Origin of the sequence: Streptomyces toxytricini (assembly GCF_014649915.1) — a bacterium.
Classification (GTDB): domain Bacteria; phylum Actinomycetota; class Actinomycetes; order Streptomycetales; family Streptomycetaceae; genus Streptomyces; species Streptomyces toxytricini.
On record NZ_BMTY01000004.1, the window covers coordinates 290,954 to 309,772 of the forward strand.

Annotated in this window: 16 protein-coding genes and 1 pseudogene; 13 read left to right on the forward strand and 4 right to left on the reverse strand. The window is 74.4% G+C overall.

Features of this window, described 5'->3' with window-relative positions; translation table 11 throughout:
• Positions 1 to 61: 61 nt before the first annotated feature.
• The 3 genes and pseudogenes from IE170_RS07190 (at position 62) to IE170_RS07200 (ending at position 4,171) form a co-directional block, all read left to right on the forward strand.
• Positions 62 to 736: a ComEA family DNA-binding protein gene (locus IE170_RS07190; RefSeq protein ID WP_373298955.1), complete on the forward strand. Its 675-nt coding sequence runs from the start codon at positions 62 to 64 to the stop codon at positions 734 to 736.
• Positions 733 to 3,156: pseudogene (locus IE170_RS07195) on the forward strand (ComEC/Rec2 family competence protein); the annotation flags it as partial. The gene IE170_RS07190 and the pseudogene IE170_RS07195, both read left to right, overlap by 4 nt.
• A gap of 133 nt (positions 3,157 to 3,289) precedes the next feature.
• Positions 3,290 to 4,171: a YceI family protein gene (locus IE170_RS07200; protein WP_223856051.1), complete on the forward strand. Its 882-nt coding sequence runs from the start codon at positions 3,290 to 3,292 to the stop codon at positions 4,169 to 4,171.
• A gap of 44 nt (positions 4,172 to 4,215) precedes the next feature.
• Here IE170_RS07200 and IE170_RS07205 read toward each other — a convergent pair whose 3' ends face one another.
• The gene (locus tag IE170_RS07205) at positions 4,216 to 4,458 is read right to left on the reverse strand and encodes a hypothetical protein (protein ID WP_125545430.1); all 243 of its coding nucleotides are present in this window, start codon (positions 4,456 to 4,458) and stop codon (positions 4,216 to 4,218) included.
• Between the two features lie 61 nt (positions 4,459 to 4,519).
• Here IE170_RS07205 and holA point away from each other — a divergent pair, with 61 nt between their 5' ends.
• Positions 4,520 to 5,518 (forward strand): DNA polymerase III subunit delta, encoded by a 999-nt coding sequence (gene holA, locus IE170_RS07210; RefSeq protein ID WP_189808429.1) that lies wholly within the window; start codon positions 4,520 to 4,522, stop codon positions 5,516 to 5,518.
• 203 nt (positions 5,519 to 5,721) lie between these two features.
• Here holA and rpsT read toward each other — a convergent pair whose 3' ends face one another.
• The gene (gene rpsT, locus IE170_RS07215; protein ID WP_114057514.1) at positions 5,722 to 5,988 is read right to left on the reverse strand and encodes a 30S ribosomal protein S20; all 267 of its coding nucleotides are present in this window, start codon (positions 5,986 to 5,988) and stop codon (positions 5,722 to 5,724) included.
• Positions 5,989 to 6,185: 197 nt separating this feature from the next.
• Between rpsT and lepA the strand changes: the two genes are divergently transcribed.
• The 3 genes from lepA to hemW all read left to right on the forward strand — a co-directional run bounded on the left by lepA (position 6,186) and on the right by hemW (position 11,539).
• The gene (gene lepA / locus IE170_RS07220; protein WP_189808430.1) at positions 6,186 to 8,051 is read left to right on the forward strand and encodes a translation elongation factor 4; all 1,866 of its coding nucleotides are present in this window, start codon (positions 6,186 to 6,188) and stop codon (positions 8,049 to 8,051) included.
• Positions 8,052 to 8,279: 228 nt separating this feature from the next.
• Positions 8,280 to 10,169, forward strand: coding sequence for an AMP-dependent synthetase/ligase (locus IE170_RS07225; protein WP_189808431.1), 1,890 nt, complete (start codon positions 8,280 to 8,282; stop codon positions 10,167 to 10,169).
• A 137-nt stretch (positions 10,170 to 10,306) separates the two neighbouring features.
• Positions 10,307 to 11,539 carry a radical SAM family heme chaperone HemW gene (gene hemW / locus IE170_RS07230; RefSeq protein ID WP_189808432.1) on the forward strand — a complete coding sequence of 411 codons (1,233 nt, stop codon included), beginning with the start codon at positions 10,307 to 10,309 and terminating at the stop codon, positions 11,537 to 11,539.
• Between the two features lie 39 nt (positions 11,540 to 11,578).
• Here hemW and IE170_RS07235 read toward each other — a convergent pair whose 3' ends face one another.
• Positions 11,579 to 12,385 carry a DUF3097 domain-containing protein gene (locus IE170_RS07235; protein ID WP_189808433.1) on the reverse strand — a complete coding sequence of 269 codons (807 nt, stop codon included), beginning with the start codon at positions 12,383 to 12,385 and terminating at the stop codon, positions 11,579 to 11,581.
• Between the two features lie 28 nt (positions 12,386 to 12,413).
• Positions 12,414 to 13,139: an MBL fold metallo-hydrolase gene (locus IE170_RS07240; protein WP_189808434.1), complete on the reverse strand. Its 726-nt coding sequence runs from the start codon at positions 13,137 to 13,139 to the stop codon at positions 12,414 to 12,416.
• A gap of 143 nt (positions 13,140 to 13,282) precedes the next feature.
• On the opposite strand from IE170_RS07240, the gene hrcA reads away from it, so the two are divergent.
• The 6 genes from hrcA to IE170_RS07270 all read left to right on the forward strand — a co-directional run bounded on the left by hrcA (position 13,283) and on the right by IE170_RS07270 (position 18,800).
• Positions 13,283 to 14,299, forward strand: coding sequence for a heat-inducible transcriptional repressor HrcA (gene hrcA, locus IE170_RS07245; RefSeq protein WP_189808435.1), 1,017 nt, complete (start codon positions 13,283 to 13,285; stop codon positions 14,297 to 14,299).
• Entirely contained in the window at positions 14,300 to 15,436 is a 1,137-nt protein-coding gene (dnaJ, locus tag IE170_RS07250; protein ID WP_189808436.1) for a molecular chaperone DnaJ, read from the forward strand. It begins immediately after the preceding gene.
• 156 nt (positions 15,437 to 15,592) lie between these two features.
• Complete coding sequence (locus IE170_RS07255; RefSeq protein WP_189808437.1) at positions 15,593 to 16,684, forward strand: nitronate monooxygenase; 1,092 nt, start codon at positions 15,593 to 15,595, stop codon at positions 16,682 to 16,684.
• Positions 16,681 to 17,424: a 16S rRNA (uracil(1498)-N(3))-methyltransferase gene (locus IE170_RS07260; protein WP_189808438.1), complete on the forward strand. Its 744-nt coding sequence runs from the start codon at positions 16,681 to 16,683 to the stop codon at positions 17,422 to 17,424. Before IE170_RS07255 ends, IE170_RS07260 begins: the two co-directional genes overlap by 4 nt.
• Positions 17,425 to 17,524: 100 nt before the next feature.
• Complete coding sequence (locus IE170_RS07265) at positions 17,525 to 17,884, forward strand: histidine triad nucleotide-binding protein (protein ID WP_189808439.1); 360 nt, start codon at positions 17,525 to 17,527, stop codon at positions 17,882 to 17,884.
• Between the two features lie 4 nt (positions 17,885 to 17,888).
• On the forward strand, positions 17,889 to 18,800 hold the full coding sequence (locus IE170_RS07270) for a ribonuclease Z (RefSeq protein ID WP_189808440.1): 912 nt from the start codon (positions 17,889 to 17,891) through the stop codon (positions 18,798 to 18,800).
• The last annotated feature ends 19 nt before the right edge of the window (positions 18,801 to 18,819 follow it).

Genomic DNA, 18,819 nt, shown 5'->3' on the forward strand with positions numbered 1-18,819 from the left:
AGGGGGCGGGGCTGCCGAGTCGGTGCCGGGAGTCGGGCCGCCGGTGGGCGGGGAGGGCGCCGTGCACCGCGGGATGAGGTGGCTGGGGGTGCGGGAGCGGCTGCCGGTGTGGGTGCAGGCGCGGCTGGAGGTGCGGCCCCGTGCGGTGGCCGCCGTCGCGGTGGTCCTGGCGGCCGGGGTGGCGTTCGGGGCGCAGCAGTTCTGGTCGGCGCGGCCGCGGCCGGTGACGCCGCCCGCGGTGGTCGCGCCGGCAGGGGTGCCCGCCCCCTCGCCGGGCGCGGCTCCCGCCGCGCCGGCCGCTGTCGGGCCGGCTTCCCCTGTCGTGGTGGACGTCGGCGGCAAGGTCCGCGATCCGGGGCTGCGGCGGCTGCCCGCCGGCTCCCGCGTGGAGGACGCGCTCGCCGCGGCCGGGGGAGTGCTGCCGGGGACCGACACCACCGGGCTCAACCGGGCCCGTGTCCTCGTCGACGGGGAGCAGGTGCTGGCCGGGGTGCCCGCACCGGCCGCACCGTCCGGCCAAGGCGGCCCGGGCGGGCCTGCCGCCGGGCCGCTCAGCCTCGGGACGGCTACCGTCGAGCAGTTGGACGCCCTGCCCGGGGTGGGGCCGGTGCTGGCGCGCCACATCGTCGACTTCCGCACCGCCCGCGGCGGCTTCCGCTCGGTGGAGGAGCTCCGGCAGGTCAACGGCATCGGCGAGCGGCGTTTCGCCGACCTCCGGAAGCTGGTGCGGCCGTGAACCGCGGGCCGGCCGTCCGGAAGGCGTCGGGCGGCCCCGCGCCCGGCGGGGGCGCCGACCCCGAGCGGGGGCCCGCGGATCTGCGGCTGGTGGTGCCCGCGCTGGCTGCCTGGGCGGCGGCCGCGGCCGCGCTCGGCCTGCCCGGCGCGTGGACCGCCGCCGCTGTCTGCGCCGCCCTCGCGGGGGCCGGGCTGCTGCTGTGCGCCGGGTGCCGGAGCCCGGAGCGCCTGTGGCGGGCGGGGACGGCCGCCGCGCTCGCGCTGCTGTGCGCCGCGGCCGGCGCGGCCGTGGCGGGGCTGACCCGGGCCGAGGAGCGGGCCGGGCCCGTCCCCGCGCTGGCCCGGCAGCACGCCCGCGTGCTCGCCGAGGCGGCCGTGACCGCCGACCCGCGGACCGCCCGCGGGGGCAGCGGCCCGCCGCTGGTCGTGGTGGACGCCCTGCTGACCCGGGTGGGGGCGCCGGGCGGCGGGCACGTCAGGGTGGCCACACCGGTGCGCCTCCTCGCCTCCGACCCGGGGTGGGTGCGGCTGCTGCCGTCCACCCGGGTCTCCGTGGAGGGCCGGCTGGAGCCCGGCCGGGCCGGTGAGCGGGCGGTCGCCGTGCTGCGGCCGCAGACCGGCACCGGCCCCGCCGTGACCGGCCCGCCCACGGCCGTCCAGCAGGTCGCCGGTGGGCTCCGGCAGGGGCTGCGCACGGCAACCGGGGGGCTCGCCCCCGACCCGAGGGCCCTGCTGCCGGCGCTCGTCGTCGGGGACACCTCCCGGGTCCCGCCCGACTTGCACGAGGCGTTCCGGGCCACCGACCTGCTGCACCTGCTGGCCGTCTCCGGGTCCAACCTGACCGTGGTGCTGTTCCTGCTCATCGGGCCGCCCGCACGGGCCCAGCTCGCCGAACGGCGCGGACTCGCGCCCCGCCTCGGGCTCTCCCTGCGGGCGACCGCCCTCGCCGGGGCGGCGCTGGTGCTGGCGTTCATCGCCGTCTGCCGGCCCGATCCCAGCGTCCTCCGGGCCGCGGCCTGCGGGGCGATCGGCCTGCTGGCCGTCGCGACGGGCCGGCGGCGGTCGCTGCTGCCGGCGCTGGCCGCGGCCGCGCTGCTGCTCCTCCTCCACGACCCGTGGCTGGCCCGCAGCCCCGGATTCCTGCTCTCCGTCCTCGCCACCAGCGCACTGCTGACCCTCGCCCCGCGGTGGAGCCTTGCCCTACGGCGGCGCGGGATGCCGGCCCGCCCCGCGGAGGCGCTCGCCGCCGCGGCCGCCGCGCAGGCGGTGTGCGCGCCGGTGGTCGCGGTGCTGTCCGCCCGGGTCAGCCTCGTCGGGGTGCCGTGCAACCTTCTCGCGGAGTTCGCGGCCGCCCCGGCGACCGTCCTGGGTTTCGCCTCGCTGGCGGCCGCCCCGCTGTACCCGCCGGCCGCGCAGCTGCTCGCCCGGTGCGCGGCCTGGCCGGCAGGGTGGATCGCCGCAGTGGCGCGGGCGGGCGCCCGGCTGCCCGGGGCGGAACTCGCCTGGCCCGGCGGGCTCGGCGGCGGGCTGCTGCTGGCCGCAGCCGCGGGGGCCGCCGTACTGCTCGGGCCGCGGCTGGTCCGCCGGCCGTGGGCGTGCGCCGGGCTGGCGGTGCTGCTGCTCGCCGCACTGCTGCGGCCGCCGCAGCTCACCCGTACGCTCACGGGCTGGCCGCCGCCCGACTGGAGCTATGTGCAGTGCGCCGTCGGGCAGGGCGACGCCGCCGTCCTGGCCGCGGGACCCGGCACGGCCGTCGTCGTGGACGCGGGGCCCGAACCGGGGCCGGTGGACTCCTGCCTGCGCGCCCTCGGGGTGCGGAGCGTGCCGCTGCTGCTCCTGACGCACTTCCACGCCGACCACGTCGGAGGCCTCCGCGGGGTGCTGAACGGCCGGTCGGTCGGCGTGATCCAGACCACTGTGCTGGAAGAGCCCGCCGGGCAGGCCGCGTTCGTGCGGAGGACCGCCGCGGCGGCCGGCGTGCCGGTCGTGCCCGCCTGGGCGGGGGAGCACCGCCGGGCCGGGCCGCTCGAATGGCAGGTGCTCTGGCCGCCGCCCGGCGGCCCCGCGCCCGAGGGCCCCAACGACGCGAGCGTCGCCCTGCTGGTCCGCACCTCCGGGCTGACCCTGCTGCTGCTCGGGGACCTCGAACCGCCTTCCCAGCAGGCCCTGTTGGACAGCCGGCCGGACCTCGGCCCGGTGGACGTCCTCAAGGTCGCGCACCACGGCTCCGCCCACCAGGACGCCGAGCTGCACGCCCGGGTCAGGCCCCGCCTGGCGCTCATCCCGGTCGGCGCCGGGAACCGCTACGGGCATCCCGCGCCGGGCACGCTCGCCCGTCTGAGGGCGCTCGGCGCGACCGTTCTGCGGACCGACACCGACGGGTCGGTGGCCGTGGCCGGAAGCGGTCCGCGACTGCGCGCATTCCCAGCGCGACGAACGCGGCGACACGCCCATACCGGGCGTGCCCGCTCTGTTTGCCCACAACCCGGCCGCATGATCGAATGCGTTTTCGCCACAGCGGAACAAGTCCACACAGCACGGGGGTGCATCAACCATGTTCGGTCGCAGACGGGGGTCCGAGACGGCCGGGAGCGCCGGCTCGCACACATCCGCGACCCTGACGCTGCCTCACACGGCGCGCCTGCTCAGCTGCCGGGTCCTCGACACCGTGCACCAGCCGGTCCGGCGGGCGGCGTTCGAGGTGACCGACCCCATCGGCCGGCCCGTCGTCAGCGGGGAGACCGACCCGTACGGGGGGTTCACGGCGGCGGTCCCGGAGGGCGAGTACCGGCTCACCGTCACTGCGGAGGGCTACGCGCCGTTCCACGGGGCGACGCTGCTCGGGGACGCGGCGCCGGCCGGCACCGCGGAGATCATCCTCGATGCGGTGGAGCCGCCGCTGCTGCCCGCGCCCGGGCACTGGGAGATCGACCCGGGGCACTCCTCGATCGCGTTCACGGCCCGGCACATCGGCTTCGCCAGGATCCGGGGCCGGTTCACCACCTTCGCCGGCGCGGTGCGGATCGCCGACCGCATGGAGGACTCCTCCATGCACGTGATCATCGACACGGCGAGCATCGACACCGGTCTGCGGATGCGGGACGACCACCTGCGCTCCGCGGATTTCCTGGACGCCGCCCGACACCCGACGGTGGAGTTCTACAGCGAGCGGTTCATCCACCGCAGCGGCAGCCGGTGGGCCGTCGCAGGAGCCCTCACCCTGCGGGGCACGAGCCGGTCGGTGACCCTGGACACCGAGTACCTGGGGCTGGGGACGGGGATGGAGGGCGAGCCGAGGGCCGCCTGCCGGGCGACGGCCGGGCTCCACCGCGAGGACTTCGCCCTCGACTGGCAGTCCGTGCTGGCGGGCGGGGTCGCCGCCATCGGCTCCGCCGTCGACGTGGGCCTCGACGTGCAGGTCGTCCGCAAGGCCTGACCCGGGCCCCGACCCGGGCTCCGGCCGGCGCTCCGGCCCGGGGCCTACGGGGCCTCCAGCCACCCCTCGTACTCGGCGGCGAGGCCGTCCAGCGCCGAGGCGTCGAGCCGGCTCTCCGGGTCCTCGACGACCACGAGCCACTGGGCGTCCTCGGCGTCGTCCTCCCCGGCCAGGGCGTCCCGGACCAGCTGCGGCTCCTCGCCCGGCCCGAACCGCTCGACGACCTCCTCGGCCACCTCTTCGGCGGCGTCGCGGTCCGGCAGCACCAGTACATGTCGCACGTTCACGCGACCATTGTCGGGCACGGGGCGAGGGGGCCTGTCGGTGCGGCATGGGATCCTGGAGGCGATGGCCACCAGGAAGAACACCACCGACGATCCGCTCGCCCCGCTCACCCTCGCGGTGGGGCAGGAGGACCTGCTGCTCGACCGCGCCGTACGGGAGGTGGTGGCGGCTGCCCGCGCCGCCGACCCCGACACGGACGTGCGGGATCTGACGCCCGACCAGCTGCAGCCCGGCACCCTCGCCGAGCTGACCAGCCCCTCGCTGTTCTCCGAGCGCAAGGTGCTGGTCGTGCGCAACGCCCAGGACCTGTCCGCGGACACGGTCAAGGAGGTCAAGGCGTACGTCGGGGCGCCCATCGAGGACATCGCGCTCGTGCTCCTCCACGCGGGCGGCGCGAAGGGCAAGGGCCTGCTGGACGCGGCCCGCAAGGCCGGCGCCCGGGAGGTCGCCTGCCCGAAGATGGCCAAGGCGGCGGACCGGCTGGCGTTCGTCCGGGGCGAGTTCCGCACACTGGGCCGGTCGGCGACGCCGGAGGCCTGCCAGACGCTGGTCGACGCGATCGGCAGCGACCTGCGGGAGCTGGCCAGTGCCGTCGCACAGCTGTGCGCGGACGTCGAGGGCACCATCGACGAGGCAGTCGTCGGCCGCTACTACACGGGGCGGGCGGAGGCGTCCAGCTTCACCGTCGCCGACCGGGCGGTGGAGGGCCGGGCCGCCGAGGCCCTCGAAGCCCTGCGCTGGTCCCTCGCGACGGGCGTCGCCCCGGTGCTGATCACCAGTGCGCTGGCCCAGGCCGTCAGGGCCATCGGAAAGCTGGCGTCCGCCCCCCGCGGCGCCCGCCCCGCCGACCTGGCGCGCGACCTCGGCATGCCGCCGTGGAAGATCGACCGGGTCCGCCAGCAGATGCGCGGCTGGTCCGCGGACGGCGTCGCCGACGCGCTGCTCGCCGTCGCCGACGCCGACGCCGGAGTCAAGGGCGGCGGCGACGACCCGGAGTACGCCCTGGAGAAGGCGGTCGTGGCCGTGGCCCGTGCGGCCCGACCCCGCCGCCCCGCCCACTGATCCGGAACGGCATGCCGAAGGCCCCGGCCGGCACCCTGGGGAAGGGCGACGGCCGGGGCCTTCGTTTACTGCTCTGGTGCGCCGCACCCGCGTGGCGAACGCAGGCCGCGTGCGGCGCTGGTCTCCCCGCCGGGGCGGGGGAGGTGCCGGTCAGGAGCGGAAGAGAGGGCCCGCTGGGTCCGTTCCGGCGATCACATCAGTGCTCAGCCCTGGAGGGAGGCAACCTTGGAAGCCAGCGCCGACTTCTTGTTGGCGGCCGAGTTCTTGTGGATGACACCCTTCGAAGCAGCCTTGTCCAGCTTGCGGGAGGCGACGCGCGCCGCCGCAGTGGCCTTCTCGACGTCGCCGGCGGCGACGGCCTCGTTGGCCTTGCGGATGAAGGTGCGGAGCTCGGACTTGACGGACTTGTTGCGCAGGCGCGCCTTCTCGTTCGTCTTGTTCCGCTTGATCTGGGACTTGATGTTCGCCACGAAAGAGCCTTTTCAGGTTCAGAGTTTGATCTTCCGGTCGTGTCCCCCAGCTGAGAGGGCGTGGAAGACACAGCTGCCCAGGCTACCAGGGCGCCCACGGGTGGCCCAAACCGAGCGCACTGCCCCGTCCATGGGACCATGGAACGGACCGACACCCAGCCAGGCTTCCGACTGCGACCCGAGAATCAGGACACTGCGTGCCCGCCATCCCCAGCCACGTGCCCGAGCCGAGCCGTACCGACCCGGCGCTGATCCGCAACTTCTGCATCATCGCGCACATCGACCACGGCAAGTCGACGCTCGCCGACCGGATGCTCCAGCTCACCGGTGTCGTCGACCAGCGGCAGATGCGCGCCCAGTACCTCGACCGCATGGACATCGAGCGCGAGCGCGGCATCACGATCAAGTCCCAGGCCGTCCGCCTCCCCTGGGCGCCCACCGAGGGCGACGGCGCGGGCAGGACGCACATCCTGAACATGATCGACACCCCGGGGCACGTCGACTTCACGTACGAGGTGTCGCGCTCCCTCGCCGCGTGCGAGGGCACGATCCTGCTGGTCGACGCCGCCCAGGGCATCGAGGCCCAGACCCTCGCCAACCTGTACCTGGCGATGGAGAACGACCTCACGATCGTCCCGGTCCTCAACAAGATCGACCTGCCGGCCGCCCAGCCGGAGAAGTTCGCCGAGGAGCTGGCGAACCTCGTCGGCTGCGAGCCCGACGACGTGCTGCGGGTGTCCGCCAAGACCGGTGTCGGCGTCGAGGCGCTCCTCGACCGGGTCGTGCAGAACGTCCCTGCGCCCGTCGGCGTCAAGGACGCCCCCGCCCGCGCGATGATCTTCGACTCCGTCTACGACTCCTACCGCGGCGTGGTCACCTACGTCCGCGTCGTCGACGGCACGCTCAACAAGCGCGAGCGCATCCGCATGATGTCCACCGGCGCCACCCACGAGCTGCTGGAGATCGGCACCAACTCGCCCGAGATGCTCCCGGCCGACGGCCTCTCCGTCGGCGAGGTCGGCTACCTGATCACCGGTGTGAAGGACGTCCGCCAGTCCAAGGTCGGCGACACCATCACCCAGCAGAGCGGCGGTGCCACCGAGGCCCTCGGCGGCTACAAGGACCCGAAGCCCATGGTCTTCTCGGGCCTGTACCCGCTCGACGGCTCCGACTACCCGGAGCTGCGCGACGCCCTGGACAAGCTCCAGCTCAACGACGCCGCCCTGGTGTACGAGCCGGAGACCTCCGCGGCCCTCGGCTTCGGCTTCCGCGTCGGCTTCCTCGGCCTGCTCCACCTCGACGTGATCCGCGAGCGCCTGGAGCGCGAGTTCGGCCTCGACCTGATCGCCACCGCGCCCAACGTGGTCTACCGCGTGGTCATGGAGGACAAGAGCGAGATCACGGTCACCAACCCGAGCGAGTTCCCCGAGGGGAAGATCTCGGAGGTGTACGAGCCGGTCGTGCGCGCCACCATCCTCGCGCCCACCGAGTTCATCGGCTCGATCATGGAGCTGTGCCAGAACCGCCGCGGCACCCTCCTCGGCATGGACTACCTCTCCGAGGACCGCGTCGAGATCCGCTACACCCTGCCGCTCGCGGAGATCGTCTTCGACTTCTTCGACCAGCTGAAGTCCAAGACCCGCGGCTACGCCTCCCTCGACTACGAGCCCACCGGCGAGCAGGCCTCCAGCCTCGTCAAGGTCGACATCCTGCTCCACGGCGACAAGGTGGACGCGTTCTCCGCGATCACCCACAAGGACGCCGCCTACGCGTACGGCGTGCGCCTGGTCGCCAAGCTGCGCGAGCTGATCCCGCGGCAGGCGTTCGAGGTGCCGGTCCAGGCCGCCATCGGCTCCCGGGTCATCGCCCGCGAGACCATCCGCGCCATCCGCAAGGACGTCCTCGCCAAGTGCTACGGCGGTGACATCTCCCGTAAGCGGAAGCTGCTGGAGAAGCAGAAGGAAGGCAAGAAGCGGATGAAGATGGTCGGCTCCGTGGAGGTCCCGCAGGAGGCCTTCATCGCCGTCCTCTCCAGCGACGAGTCCGGCGCCAAGAAGAAGTAGCAGCCGGCCGCACCGACAGCCGGAACGGGCCCCCGCACGCACCTGCGGGGGCCTGTTTCGTTATGAATCGGCGGCTCAAGGGCTCTTACGCGTCAGCCGGAGGGCCCCTAGTCTGATCACTGCCCCGTTGGTTACTCGCCAGTTTCAGACCCTGGTCTCAAACCCTGTTGGAAGCCGCCGTCCCACCCCCTAGGGCGGCAGCCCTGCCGCGTGGTCCGGAGGACGTCCGTGAGCGACACACTGACCCAGATCGAGAACCGTCCGCCCACCGTGGCGGCCCTCTTCCTTGAGCGTGTCGCCGCCACGCCGGACGCCGAGGCCTACCGGTACCCGGTGCCCGCGGCATCCGGCAGCGGCCCCGACGACTGGAAGTCGCTCAGCTGGGGCCAGGCCGCCGAGCGGGTCTTCGGGATCGCCGCCGGGCTCATCGACCTGGGCCTGCAGCCCGAGGAGCGCGTCGCCCTCGCCTCCAACACCCGCGTCGAGTGGATCCTCGGCGACCTGGGCGTGATGTGCGCCGGCGGCGCCGTCACCACCATCTACCCCAGCACCAACGCCGACGAGTCGGCGTTCATCCTGGCCGACTCCGCCAGCCGCGTGCTGATCGCCGAGGACGCCGCCCAGCTCGCCAAGGCCCGCGAGCGCCGTGCCGAGCTGCCCGAGCTGGCCCACGTCGTCGTCCTGGAGGCCGCCGACGCCGTCGCCGCGGAGGGCGACCCCGAGGGCTGGGTGCTCTCCCTCGCCGACCTGGAGGCCCGCGGCCGCGAGTACCTCGCCAAGCACCCCGACGCGGTCCGCGAGCGGATCGGCGCCATCACCTCCGACCAGCTCGCCACGCTGATCTACACCTCCGGCACCACCGGCCGCCCCAAGGGCGTCCGCCTCCCGCACGACAACTGGTCGTACATGGCCAAGGCCACCGTCGCCACGGGCCTGATCACCGGCGGCGACGTCCAGTACCTGTGGCTGCCGCTCGCCCACGTCTTCGGCAAGGTCCTCACCTCCGGCCAGATCGAGGTGGGCCACGTCACCGCCGTCGACGGCCGCATCGACAAGATCATCGAGAACCTGCCCGTCGTCCAGCCGACCTACATGGCGGCCGTCCCGCGCATCTTCGAGAAGGTCTACAACGGCGTCGCGGCCAAGGCCCGCGCCGGCGGCGGCGCCAAGTACAAGATCTTCCAGTGGTCGGTGGGCGTCGCCCGCGAGTACGCCAAGGTCACCCAGGACAACTACCGGCGCACCGGCCGGGCCACCGCCCCCCTCGGCCTCACCGCCAAGCACCGCATCGCCGACGCGCTCGTCTACTCCAAGCTCCGCGACGCCTTCGGCGGCCGGCTGCGCGCCGCCGTCTCCGGCGCCTCCGCCCTCGCCCCCGAGATCGGCTACTTCTTCTCCGGCGCCGGCATCCACATCCTGGAGGGCTACGGCCTCACCGAGTCCAGCGCCGCCTCCTTCGTCAACCCCGGCGAGGCCTACCGCACCGGCACCGTCGGCAAGCCGCTCCCCGGCACCGAGGTCCGCATCGCCGACGACGGCGAGGTCCTGCTCCGCGGCCCCGGCATCATGCAGGGCTACCACGGCCAGCCCGAGAAGACCGCCGAAGTGCTGGAAGAGGACGGCTGGCTGCACACCGGCGACATCGGCGAGCTCTCGCCCGACGGCTACCTGCGCATCACCGACCGCAAGAAGGACCTGATCAAGACGTCGGGCGGCAAGTACGTCGCCCCCGCCGAGATCGAGGGCCAGTTCAAGGCCATCTGCCCGTACGTCTCCTCCATCGTCGTCCACGGCGCCGACCGGAACTTCTGCACCGCCCTGGTCGCCCTCGACGAGGCCGCCATCCTCGGCTGGGCCGCCGAGAACGGCCTGGCCGGGAAGACGTACTCCGAGGTGCTCGCCGCCCCCGAGACGAACCGCCTGGTCGAGACGTACGTCCAGACCCTCAACGAGGGCCTCCAGCGCTGGCAGACGGTCAAGAAGTTCCGGATCCTGCCGCGCGACCTCGACGTCGAACACGGCGACCTCACGCCCAGCCTCAAGCTGAAGCGGCCCGTCGTCGAGCGTGAGTTCAAGCACCTGATCGACGAGATGTACGAGGGCGCCCGCGAGGCCTGAAAACCCGCGCGGCCCCCGCACCGCCCGGCCCCCGGCCCCGCCGGAGGGGGCCGGGCCCGCCGCCGGACCGCCCCCGCCCGCCCGCGGAGCGCCGCGCGCACGGACCGGCCCGGGCGGGCGTGCGGGACAATGGGCCCATGCCTTCCGCACTGCCCGACGGTGAACCCATGCCCGAAGACGGCGCGCTGCCGCCGCACGCCCTGGCGGGCGCCGGGGACCGTCCGCTCGGGTTCTACCTGCACGTCCCGTACTGCGCCACGCGCTGCGGGTACTGCGACTTCAACACGTACACCGCCACCGAGCTGCGCGGCAGCGGAGGCGTGCTCGCCTCCCGGGAGAACTACGCCGACACCCTCGCCGACGAGGTCCGCCTCGCCCGCAAGGTCCTCGGCGACGACCCCCGGCCGGTCCGCACGGTCTTCGTCGGCGGCGGCACCCCGACCCTGCTGCCGGCCGCGCACCTCGTCCGCATGCTGGCCGCCGTCCGGGACGAATTCGGCCTCGCACCCGACGCGGAGGTCACGACCGAGGCCAACCCCGAGTCGGTCGACGCCGCCTACCTGGCCGAACTGCGCGAGGGCGGCTTCAACCGGATCTCCTTCGGCATGCAGAGCGCCAAGCGGCACGTCCTGCAGGTGCTGGACCGCACCCACACGCCCGGGCGCCCCGAGGCCTGCGTCGCCGAGGCCCGCGGGGCCGGCTTCGACCACGTCAACCTCGACCTGATCTACGGCACGCCCGGTGAGAGCGACGACGACTGGCGCGACTCCCTCGACGCCGCGCTCGGCGCCGGGCCCGACCACGTCTCCGCGTACGCGCTGATCGTCGAGGAGGGCACCCAGCTCGCCCGCCGGATCCGCCGCGGCGAGGTCCCCATGACCGACGACGACGTCCACGCCGACCGGTACCTGATCGCCGACGAGGTCCTCGCCGGCGCCGGCTTCCACTGGTACGAGGTGTCGAACTGGGCGACCTCCGAGGCCGGGCGCTGCCTGCACAACGAGCTGTACTGGCGCGGCGCCGACTGGTGGGGCGCCGGCCCCGGCGCGCACAGCCACGTCGGCGGGGTGCGCTGGTGGAACGTGAAGCACCCCGGCGCCTACGCGGCTGCGCTCGCCGCCGGGCGCTCGCCCGGGGCGGGCCGGGAGCTGCTGTCGGCGGAGGACCGCCGCGTGGAGCGGATCCTGCTGGAGCTGCGGCTGGCCGAGGGCGCCCCGCTGGAGCTGCTCGCCGAGCAGGGGCTCGCCGCCTCGCGCCGGGCGCTCGCGGACGGGCTGCTGGAGGCCGGGCCGTACCGCGAGGGGCGGGCCGTGCTCACGCTGCGCGGCAGGCTGCTCGCCGACGCGGTGGTCCGCGACCTGGTGGACTGAGGGCGGCTCCGGGGCCCGCCCCCGCCCGCCCCGGCCCCGTCAGCCGGCGGGGGCCGTGACGAAGTCGATCAGTTCCTCGACACGGCCCAGCAGGGACGGCTCCAGGTCGCGGTACGACGCCACGCGGGACAGGACGTGCCGCCAGGCCGCGCCGGTGTTCTCCGGCCAGCCCAGCGCGCGGCAGACGCCCGTCTTCCAGTCCTGGCCGGGCGGGATGACCGGCCAGGCCGCGATGCCCAGCGAGGACGGCTTCACCGCCTGCCAGACGTCCACGTACGGGTGACCCACGACCAGGACGTGCTCGCCGGACACCTGCGCGGCGATGCGGGACTCCTTCGACCCCGGGACGAGGTGGTCCACCAGCACGCCCAGGCGGGCGTCCGGACCGGGCGCGAACTCGGCGACCACGGCCGGCAGGTCGTCGACGCCCTCCAGGTACTCCACGACGACGCCCTCGATCCGCAGGTCGTCGCCCCAGACCCGCTCGACGAGCTCGGCGTCGTGCCGGCCCTCCACGTAGATGCGGCCCGCCCGCGCCACCCGCGCCCTGGCGCCGGGGACGGCGATCGAGCCCGACGCGGTGCGCCGCGGGCCCGCCGGCGCCCGGGAGGGCCGTACGAGGGTGACGGGGGCGCCTTCCAGCAGGAACCCGCGCGGCTCCAGCGGGAACACCCGCCTCTTGCCGAAGCGGTCCTCCAGGGTCACCGTGCCCGCCTCACAGGCGACGACGGCCCCGCAGAAGCCGGTGCCCGCCTCCTCCACCACCAGGTCGGGCTCGGCCGGCACCTCCGGGACGGGCTTGGGGCGCTTCCACTGCGGGGTCAGGTCGGGGGAGTACTCGCGCATCCGGCCGACCCTAGGAGAGCGGGCGCGCTCAGGCGCCCGACACGCCGAAACGCGCCGCCAGTGTGGCGCGTTGCGCACGGACGAACGCCGCGTCGACGACCGCCCCGTGCCCCGGCACGTACAGGGCGTCCCCGCCGCCCAGCGCCAGCAGCCGGTCCAGCGCCGCGGGCCACTGCGCCGGCACCGCGTCGGGGCCGGCCTGCGGCTCCCCGGACTCCTCCACCAGGTCGCCGCAGAAGACCGTCTCCCGCTCGCCGGGCACGAGCACCGCCAGGTCGTGGCGGGTGTGCCCGGGGGAGACGTTCGCGAGCAGCGCCTGCACCCCGCCCAGGTCGAGCGTCCACTCGCCCGACACCAGGTGCCGCGGGACCACCAGCAGGTCGGCCGCCTCGGCGGCGTCCGCCGGGTCCAGGCCGTGGCGCACGGCGTCGCCGCGGAGCTCCTCGCGGCCCGCGGAGAGCTCGGCGTCGAGGCCGACGGCGCCGTACACCTCGGCGCCGGCGAAGGCCGCACCGCCCAGAACGTGATCGAAATGGCCGTGCGTGAATGCGATATGGGTCACGTGCCGGCCCGTCAGGCGCTCCGCCTCGGCCCGCAGCAGGGCCCCCTCCCGGACGCTCGAACCGGGGTCGACGATCAGTACGGAATCGTCCCCGACCACCAGTCCCACCGTGCAATCCCACACCGGGAGGCGCTTCCGGCCGGTCCGCCGGGTCAGCCTCTCCCAGCCCGCCTCTTCCCAAGCCACGTCCATACCGCGACGCTACCTGGCGGGCCGCCCTTGCTAGCCGCGTACCCCCCGGCCGTACACTGACCGGGGGATCTCTGGCACTCGTACGACCCGAGTGCCAAACCGAACGACCACCACGACCCGCATCACAGCTGGAGGTGCGCGCGATGCTCAGCGAACGCAGACTCGAGGTGCTGCGCGCCATCGTCCAGGACTACGTCGGGACGGAGGAGCCGGTCGGCTCCAAGGCGCTCACGGAGCGGCACAGGCTCGGCGTCTCGCCCGCCACCGTGCGCAACGACATGGCCGTGCTGGAGGAGGAGGGCTATATCGCCCAGCCGCACACCAGCGCGGGCCGCATCCCCACGGACAAGGGCTACCGGCTGTTCGTGGACCGGCTGGCGGGGGTCAAGCCGCTGTCGACGCCCGAGCGCCGGGCCATCCAGAACTTCCTCGACGGGGCCGTCGACCTCGACGACGTCGTCGGCCGCACCGTGCGGCTGCTCGCGCAGCTGACCCGGCAGGTCGCGATCGTCCAGTACCCCTCGCTGACCCGCTCGACCGTCCGGCACGTGGAGCTGCTGTCGCTGGCTCCCGCGCGCCTGATGCTCGTGCTGATCACCGACACGGGGCGGGTCGAGCAGCGGCTCGTCGACTGCCCGGCGCCCTTCGGCGAGGCCGCGCTGGCCGACCTGCGGGCGCGGCTCAACAGCCGGGTCGTCGGCCGCCGGTTCACGGACGTGCCGACGCTGGTGCAGGACCTGCCCGAGTCGTTCGAGCCGGACGACCGGGGCACGGTGTCGACCGTGCTGTCGACGCTGCTGGAGACCCTGGCCGAGGAGGCCGAGGAGCGCCTGATGATCGCAGGCACCGCCAATCTGACGCGCTCCGGGCACGATTTCCCCCTGACGATCAGGCCCGTGCTGGAGGCTCTGGAGGAGCAGGTCGTGCTCCTCAAGCTGCTCGGCGAGGCCAATGAATCGGGCATGGCTGTACGAATCGGGCATGAGAATGCCTACGAGGGACTGAACTCCACGTCCGTCGTCTCGGTCGGCTACGGTTCGGGCGGCGAGACAGTCGCCAAACTCGGCGTGGTCGGACCGACCCGCATGGACTACCCCGGAACGATGGGAGCGGTACGCGCAGTGGCACGTTACGTCGGACAGATCCTGGCGGAGTCGTAAGTGGCCACGGACTACTACGCCGTACTCGGCGTGCGCCGCGACGCATCGCAGGACGAGATCAAGAAGGCCTTCCGCCGCCTCGCGCGCGAGCTCCACCCGGACGTCAACCCGGACCCGAAGACGCAGGAGCGCTTCAAGGAGATCAACGCCGCGTACGAGGTGCTCTCGGACCCGCAGAAGAAGCAGGTCTACGACCTCGGCGGCGACCCGCTGTCCTCCTCGGGCGGCGGCGGCGCCGGCGGCTTCGGTGCGGGCGGCTTCGGCAACTTCTCCGACATCATGGACGCCTTCTTCGGCCAGGCGGCGCAGCGCGGCCCGCGCTCGCGCACCCGCCGCGGCCAGGACGCCATGATCCGCCTGGACCTGGAGCTGGACGAGGCCGCCTTCGGCACGACCAAGGAGATCCAGGTCGACACGGCCGTCGTCTGCACCACCTGCTCCGGTGAGGGCGCCGCCCCCGGCACCTCGGCGCAGACGTGCGACATGTGCCGCGGCCGCGGCGAGGTCTCGCAGGTCACCCGGTCCTTCCTGGGCCAGGTCATGACCTCGCGCCCCTGCCCGCAGTGCCAGGGCTTCGGCACGGTCGTCCCCACCCCGTGCCCCGAGTGCGCGGGCGACGGCCGGGTCCGCTCCCGCCGCAGCCTCACGGTGAAGATCCCCGCCGGCGTCGAGAACGGCACCCGGATCCAGCTCGCGGGCGAGGGCGAGGTCGGCCCCGGCGGCGGCCCCGCCGGCGACCTGTACGTCGAGATCCACGAGCTGAGCCACCCGGTGTTCCAGCGGCGCGGCGACGACCTGCACTGCACGGTCACCCTCCCGATGACCGCGGCTGCCCTCGGCACCAAGTGCCCGCTGGAGACGCTGGACGGCATGGAGGAGGTCGACATCCGGCCCGGCACCCAGTCCGGCCAGTCGATTCCGCTGCACGGCCGCGGCGTCACCCACCTGCGCGGCGGCGGGCGCGGCGACCTCATCGTGCACGTCGAGGTCCAGACCCCCGCCAAGCTGGACGCCCAGCAGGAGGAGCTGCTGCGGCAGCTCGCCAAGCTGCGCGGCGAGGAGCGCCCCATGGGCCAGTTCGCCCCCGGCCAGCAGGGTCTCTTCAGTCGCCTGAAGGACGCCTTCAACGGCCGCTGACCTGCCGCTTCGGACGGCCGCCGAGCCCGGCCCGGGAACCTTCCCGGGCCGGGCTCGGCGCCTTCCGGGGACCGCCGCGGCCGCCCGGCGCGGCGGACTATGCCAGGCGAGTACGGTGATTCGGCCCCGTGAGCGGGACGTGGCACGATGCGGTGCATGTCCTCGCCACTGAACGGTCTCGCCCGGTACCCGATCGTGCAGGCTCCCATGGCGGGCGGGGCCTCCTGCCCGCCGCTCGCCGCCGCGGTGTGCGAGGCGGGCGCCCTGGGCTTCCTGGCCGGCGGCTACAAGACCGCCGACGGCATGTACCAGGAGGTCAAACGGCTGCGCGCGCTCACCCGGCGCCCATTCGGCGTCAACCTCTTCATGCCGCAGACCGGACACGCCGACCCGGCCGCGATCGAGACGTACCGCGGGCAGCTCGCCGGCGAGGGCACCTGGTACGACGTCTCCCTCGCCGAGGAGGACACCGCCGGCACCAGCGACGACGGCTACGACGCCAAACTCGCGATCCTGCTGGAGGACCCGGTCCCCGCCGTGTCGTTCACCTTCGGCTGCCCCGCCCCGCAGACGCTCGCCGCCCTGCGCAAGGCCGGCACGTACACCATCGTCACCGCCACCTCGGTCGACGAGGCCCGCGCCGCCGAGGCCGCGGGGGCCGACGCCGTCTGCGTCCAGGGCGTCGAGGCCGGCGGCCACCAGGGCACCCACCGCGACGACCCGCAGGCCGACGCCACCGCCGGGGTCGGGCTGCTCGCCCTCGTCGCCCAGGTCAGGGAGGCCGTCGGCCTGCCGATCATCGCCGCGGGCGGGCTGATGCGCGGCTCGCAGATCGTGGCGCTGCTCGCCGCCGGCGCCGAGGCGGGGCAGCTCGGCACCGCCTTCCTGCCCTGCCCCGAGTCCGGGGCGCACCCGCTGCACAAGAAGGCGCTCACCGACCCGCTGTTCCCGCACACCGAGCTGACCAGGGCGTTCTCCGGGCGTCCCGCCCGCGGCCTGGTCAACCGGTTCATGCGCGAGCACGGGCCGTACGCCCCGGCCGCGTACCCGCAGGTCCACCACATCACCGCCGGGCTCCGCAAGGCGGCCGCCGCGGCCGGGGACCCGCAGGGCATGGCGCTGTGGGCGGGCCAAGGGCACCGGCTGGCGCGGGCGCTGCCCGCGGGGCAGCTGGTGGAGGTGCTGGCCGCCGAGATCGCCGAGGCGCAGAGCGCACTGAACGACATGCAGAAGAGGAGTACGTCATGACCGCCCCCGTGTTCGTGGTGGAGGAGGTCCCCGCCGGGCCGCGGTTCGTCCTGGACGGCCCCGAAGGCCGCCACGCGGTGTCCGTCAAGCGGCTGGCCCCGGGCGAGGAGGTCGTCCTCACCGACGGCCGCGGCGGCTGGGCCGAGGCCGTCGTCGAGGCTGCCGAGGGCAAGGACCGGCTCGTCGTCGCGGTGCTCGCGACGGGTGAGGAGCCGGAGCCCGAGGTGACGATCACCGTCGTCCAGGCCCTGCCCAAGGGCGACCGCGGCGAGGTGGCCGTCGAGACCATGACGGAGACCGGCGTCGACGCGATCGTGCCCTGGCAGGCTTCCCGCTGCATCACCCAGTGGCGCGGCGACCGCGGCGCCAAGTCCCTCGCCAAGTGGCGCAGCACCGCCCGTGAGGCCGGCAAGCAGTCCCGGCGCGTCCGCTTCCCCGAGGTGGCGGAGGCCATGTCCACCAAGCAGGTCGCGGCGCTGCTGGCCGGCGCCGACCTCGCCGTCGTCCTGCACGAGGACCGCGACGCCCCCTCCGAGGCCCTGGCCGGGGCCGAACTGCCGAAGGCCGGGTCCGTCGTCCTGGTCGTGGGCCCCGAGGGCGGCGTCTCGCCGGAGGAGCTCGCCGCCTTCACGGCCGCCGGCGCCCGCACCTGCCGGCTGGGCCGCTCGGTGCTGCGCACCTCCACCGCGGGCACCGCGGCCGCCGCGGTCCTGCTGGCGCGGACCGGCCGCTGGTCCTGAAATGCCGGCGGGCGGCGGCGGGCCGCCCGATACGATGCCCGAACTGATCAACACCCGTGCGGGCGGCAGCGCCCGCGCCACCGTCACGGAAGGCGAAGCCATGGCAGGGGAACCGCAGGCGGACTGCCTGTTCTGCAAGATCGTCGCGGGAACCGTCCCGGCGACCGTGGTCCGGGAGACCGAGACGACCGTCGCGTTCCGGGACATCAACCCCCAGGCGCCCACGCACGTCCTGGTCATCCCCAAGGCGCACTACGCGGACGCGGCCTCCCTCGCCGCGGGCGCGCCCGACCTCGCCGCCGACGTGCTCCGCGAGGCCGGTGAGATCGCCGCCCAGGAGAAGGTCGACGACCACGGCTACCGGATCGTCTTCAACACCGGCGCCGGGGCGGGCCAGACCGTCTTCCACACGCACGCGCACGTCCTCGGCGGGCGCGGCCTCCAGTGGCCGCCGGGGTAGCCCCGTGTCCCTACGCGAATTCGTGGTGCTGGGCACCGCCAGCCAGGTGCCCACCCGCCACCGCAACCACAACGGCTACCTCCTGCGCTGGGACGGCGAGGGCATCCTCTTCGACCCCGGCGAGGGGACCCAGCGCCAGATGCTGCGCGCCGGGGTGGCCGCGCACGACATCAACCGGATCTGCATCACGCACTTCCACGGCGACCACAGCCTGGGCCTCGCCGGCGTCGTCCAGCGCATCAACCTCGACCAGGTCCCGCACCCCGTCACCGCGCACTACCCGGCCTCCGGACAGGTCTTCTTCGACCGGCTGCGGTACGCCACCGCCTACCGGGAGACCGTCAAGCTCCGCGAGGAGCCCGTCGGCGGCGACGGCGTGCTCGCCCAAGGCCCCCCGTACCGCCTGGAGACGCGCAGGCTCTCCCACCCGGTGGAGTCCTTCGGCTACCGGATCACCGAGCCCGACGGGCGGCGCATGGTCCCCGAGCTGCTCGCGCGGCACGGCGTCAAGGGCCCCGACGTGGGCCGGATCCAGCGCGAGGGCCGGCTGGGCGCGGTCACCCTCGACGACGTCAGCGTGCCGCGGCCGGGCCAGCGGTTCGCGTTCGTCATGGACACCCGGGTGTGCTCCGGCGCGGAGGAGCTCGCCGAGGGCTGCGACCTGCTGGTCATCGAGTCGACCTTCCTCGACGCGGACGAGCGCCTGGCCGCCGACCACGGGCACCTGACCGCGGGCCAGGCGGCCCGCATCGCCCGCGGGGCCGGAGTGCGGCACCTGGTGCTGACGCACTTCTCGCAGCGCTACGGCGACCCCGGCGAGTTCGAGCGCCAGGCGCGCGCGGCCGGCTTCGAGGGCGGGCTGACCGTCGCGGCGGACCTCGCGCGGATCCCCGTCCCCAAGCGCGCCGACGGCTGACCCGGGGGTCGCGGGGGCG

Bases quoted from the DNA above. Each gene is read 5' to 3' on its own strand.
- IE170_RS07235 (WP_189808433.1), bottom strand. From the start codon at position 12,385: ATGCGCGAGTACTCCCCCGACCTGACCCCGCAGTGGAAGCGCCCCAAG.
- IE170_RS07265 (WP_189808439.1), top strand. From the start codon at position 17,525: ATGGCAGGGGAACCGCAGGCGGACTGCCTGTTCTGCAAGATCGTCGCG.
- IE170_RS07260 (WP_189808438.1), top strand. From the start codon at position 16,681: ATGACCGCCCCCGTGTTCGTGGTGGAGGAGGTCCCCGCCGGGCCGCGG.
- hemW (WP_189808432.1), top strand. From the start codon at position 10,307: ATGCCTTCCGCACTGCCCGACGGTGAACCCATGCCCGAAGACGGCGCG.
- IE170_RS07240 (WP_189808434.1), bottom strand. From the start codon at position 13,139: ATGGACGTGGCTTGGGAAGAGGCGGGCTGGGAGAGGCTGACCCGGCGG.
- holA (WP_189808429.1), top strand. From the start codon at position 4,520: ATGGCCACCAGGAAGAACACCACCGACGATCCGCTCGCCCCGCTCACC.
- IE170_RS07255 (WP_189808437.1), top strand. From the start codon at position 15,593: ATGTCCTCGCCACTGAACGGTCTCGCCCGGTACCCGATCGTGCAGGCT.
- hrcA (WP_189808435.1), top strand. From the start codon at position 13,283: ATGCTCAGCGAACGCAGACTCGAGGTGCTGCGCGCCATCGTCCAGGAC.
- IE170_RS07200 (WP_223856051.1), top strand. From the start codon at position 3,290: ATGTTCGGTCGCAGACGGGGGTCCGAGACGGCCGGGAGCGCCGGCTCG.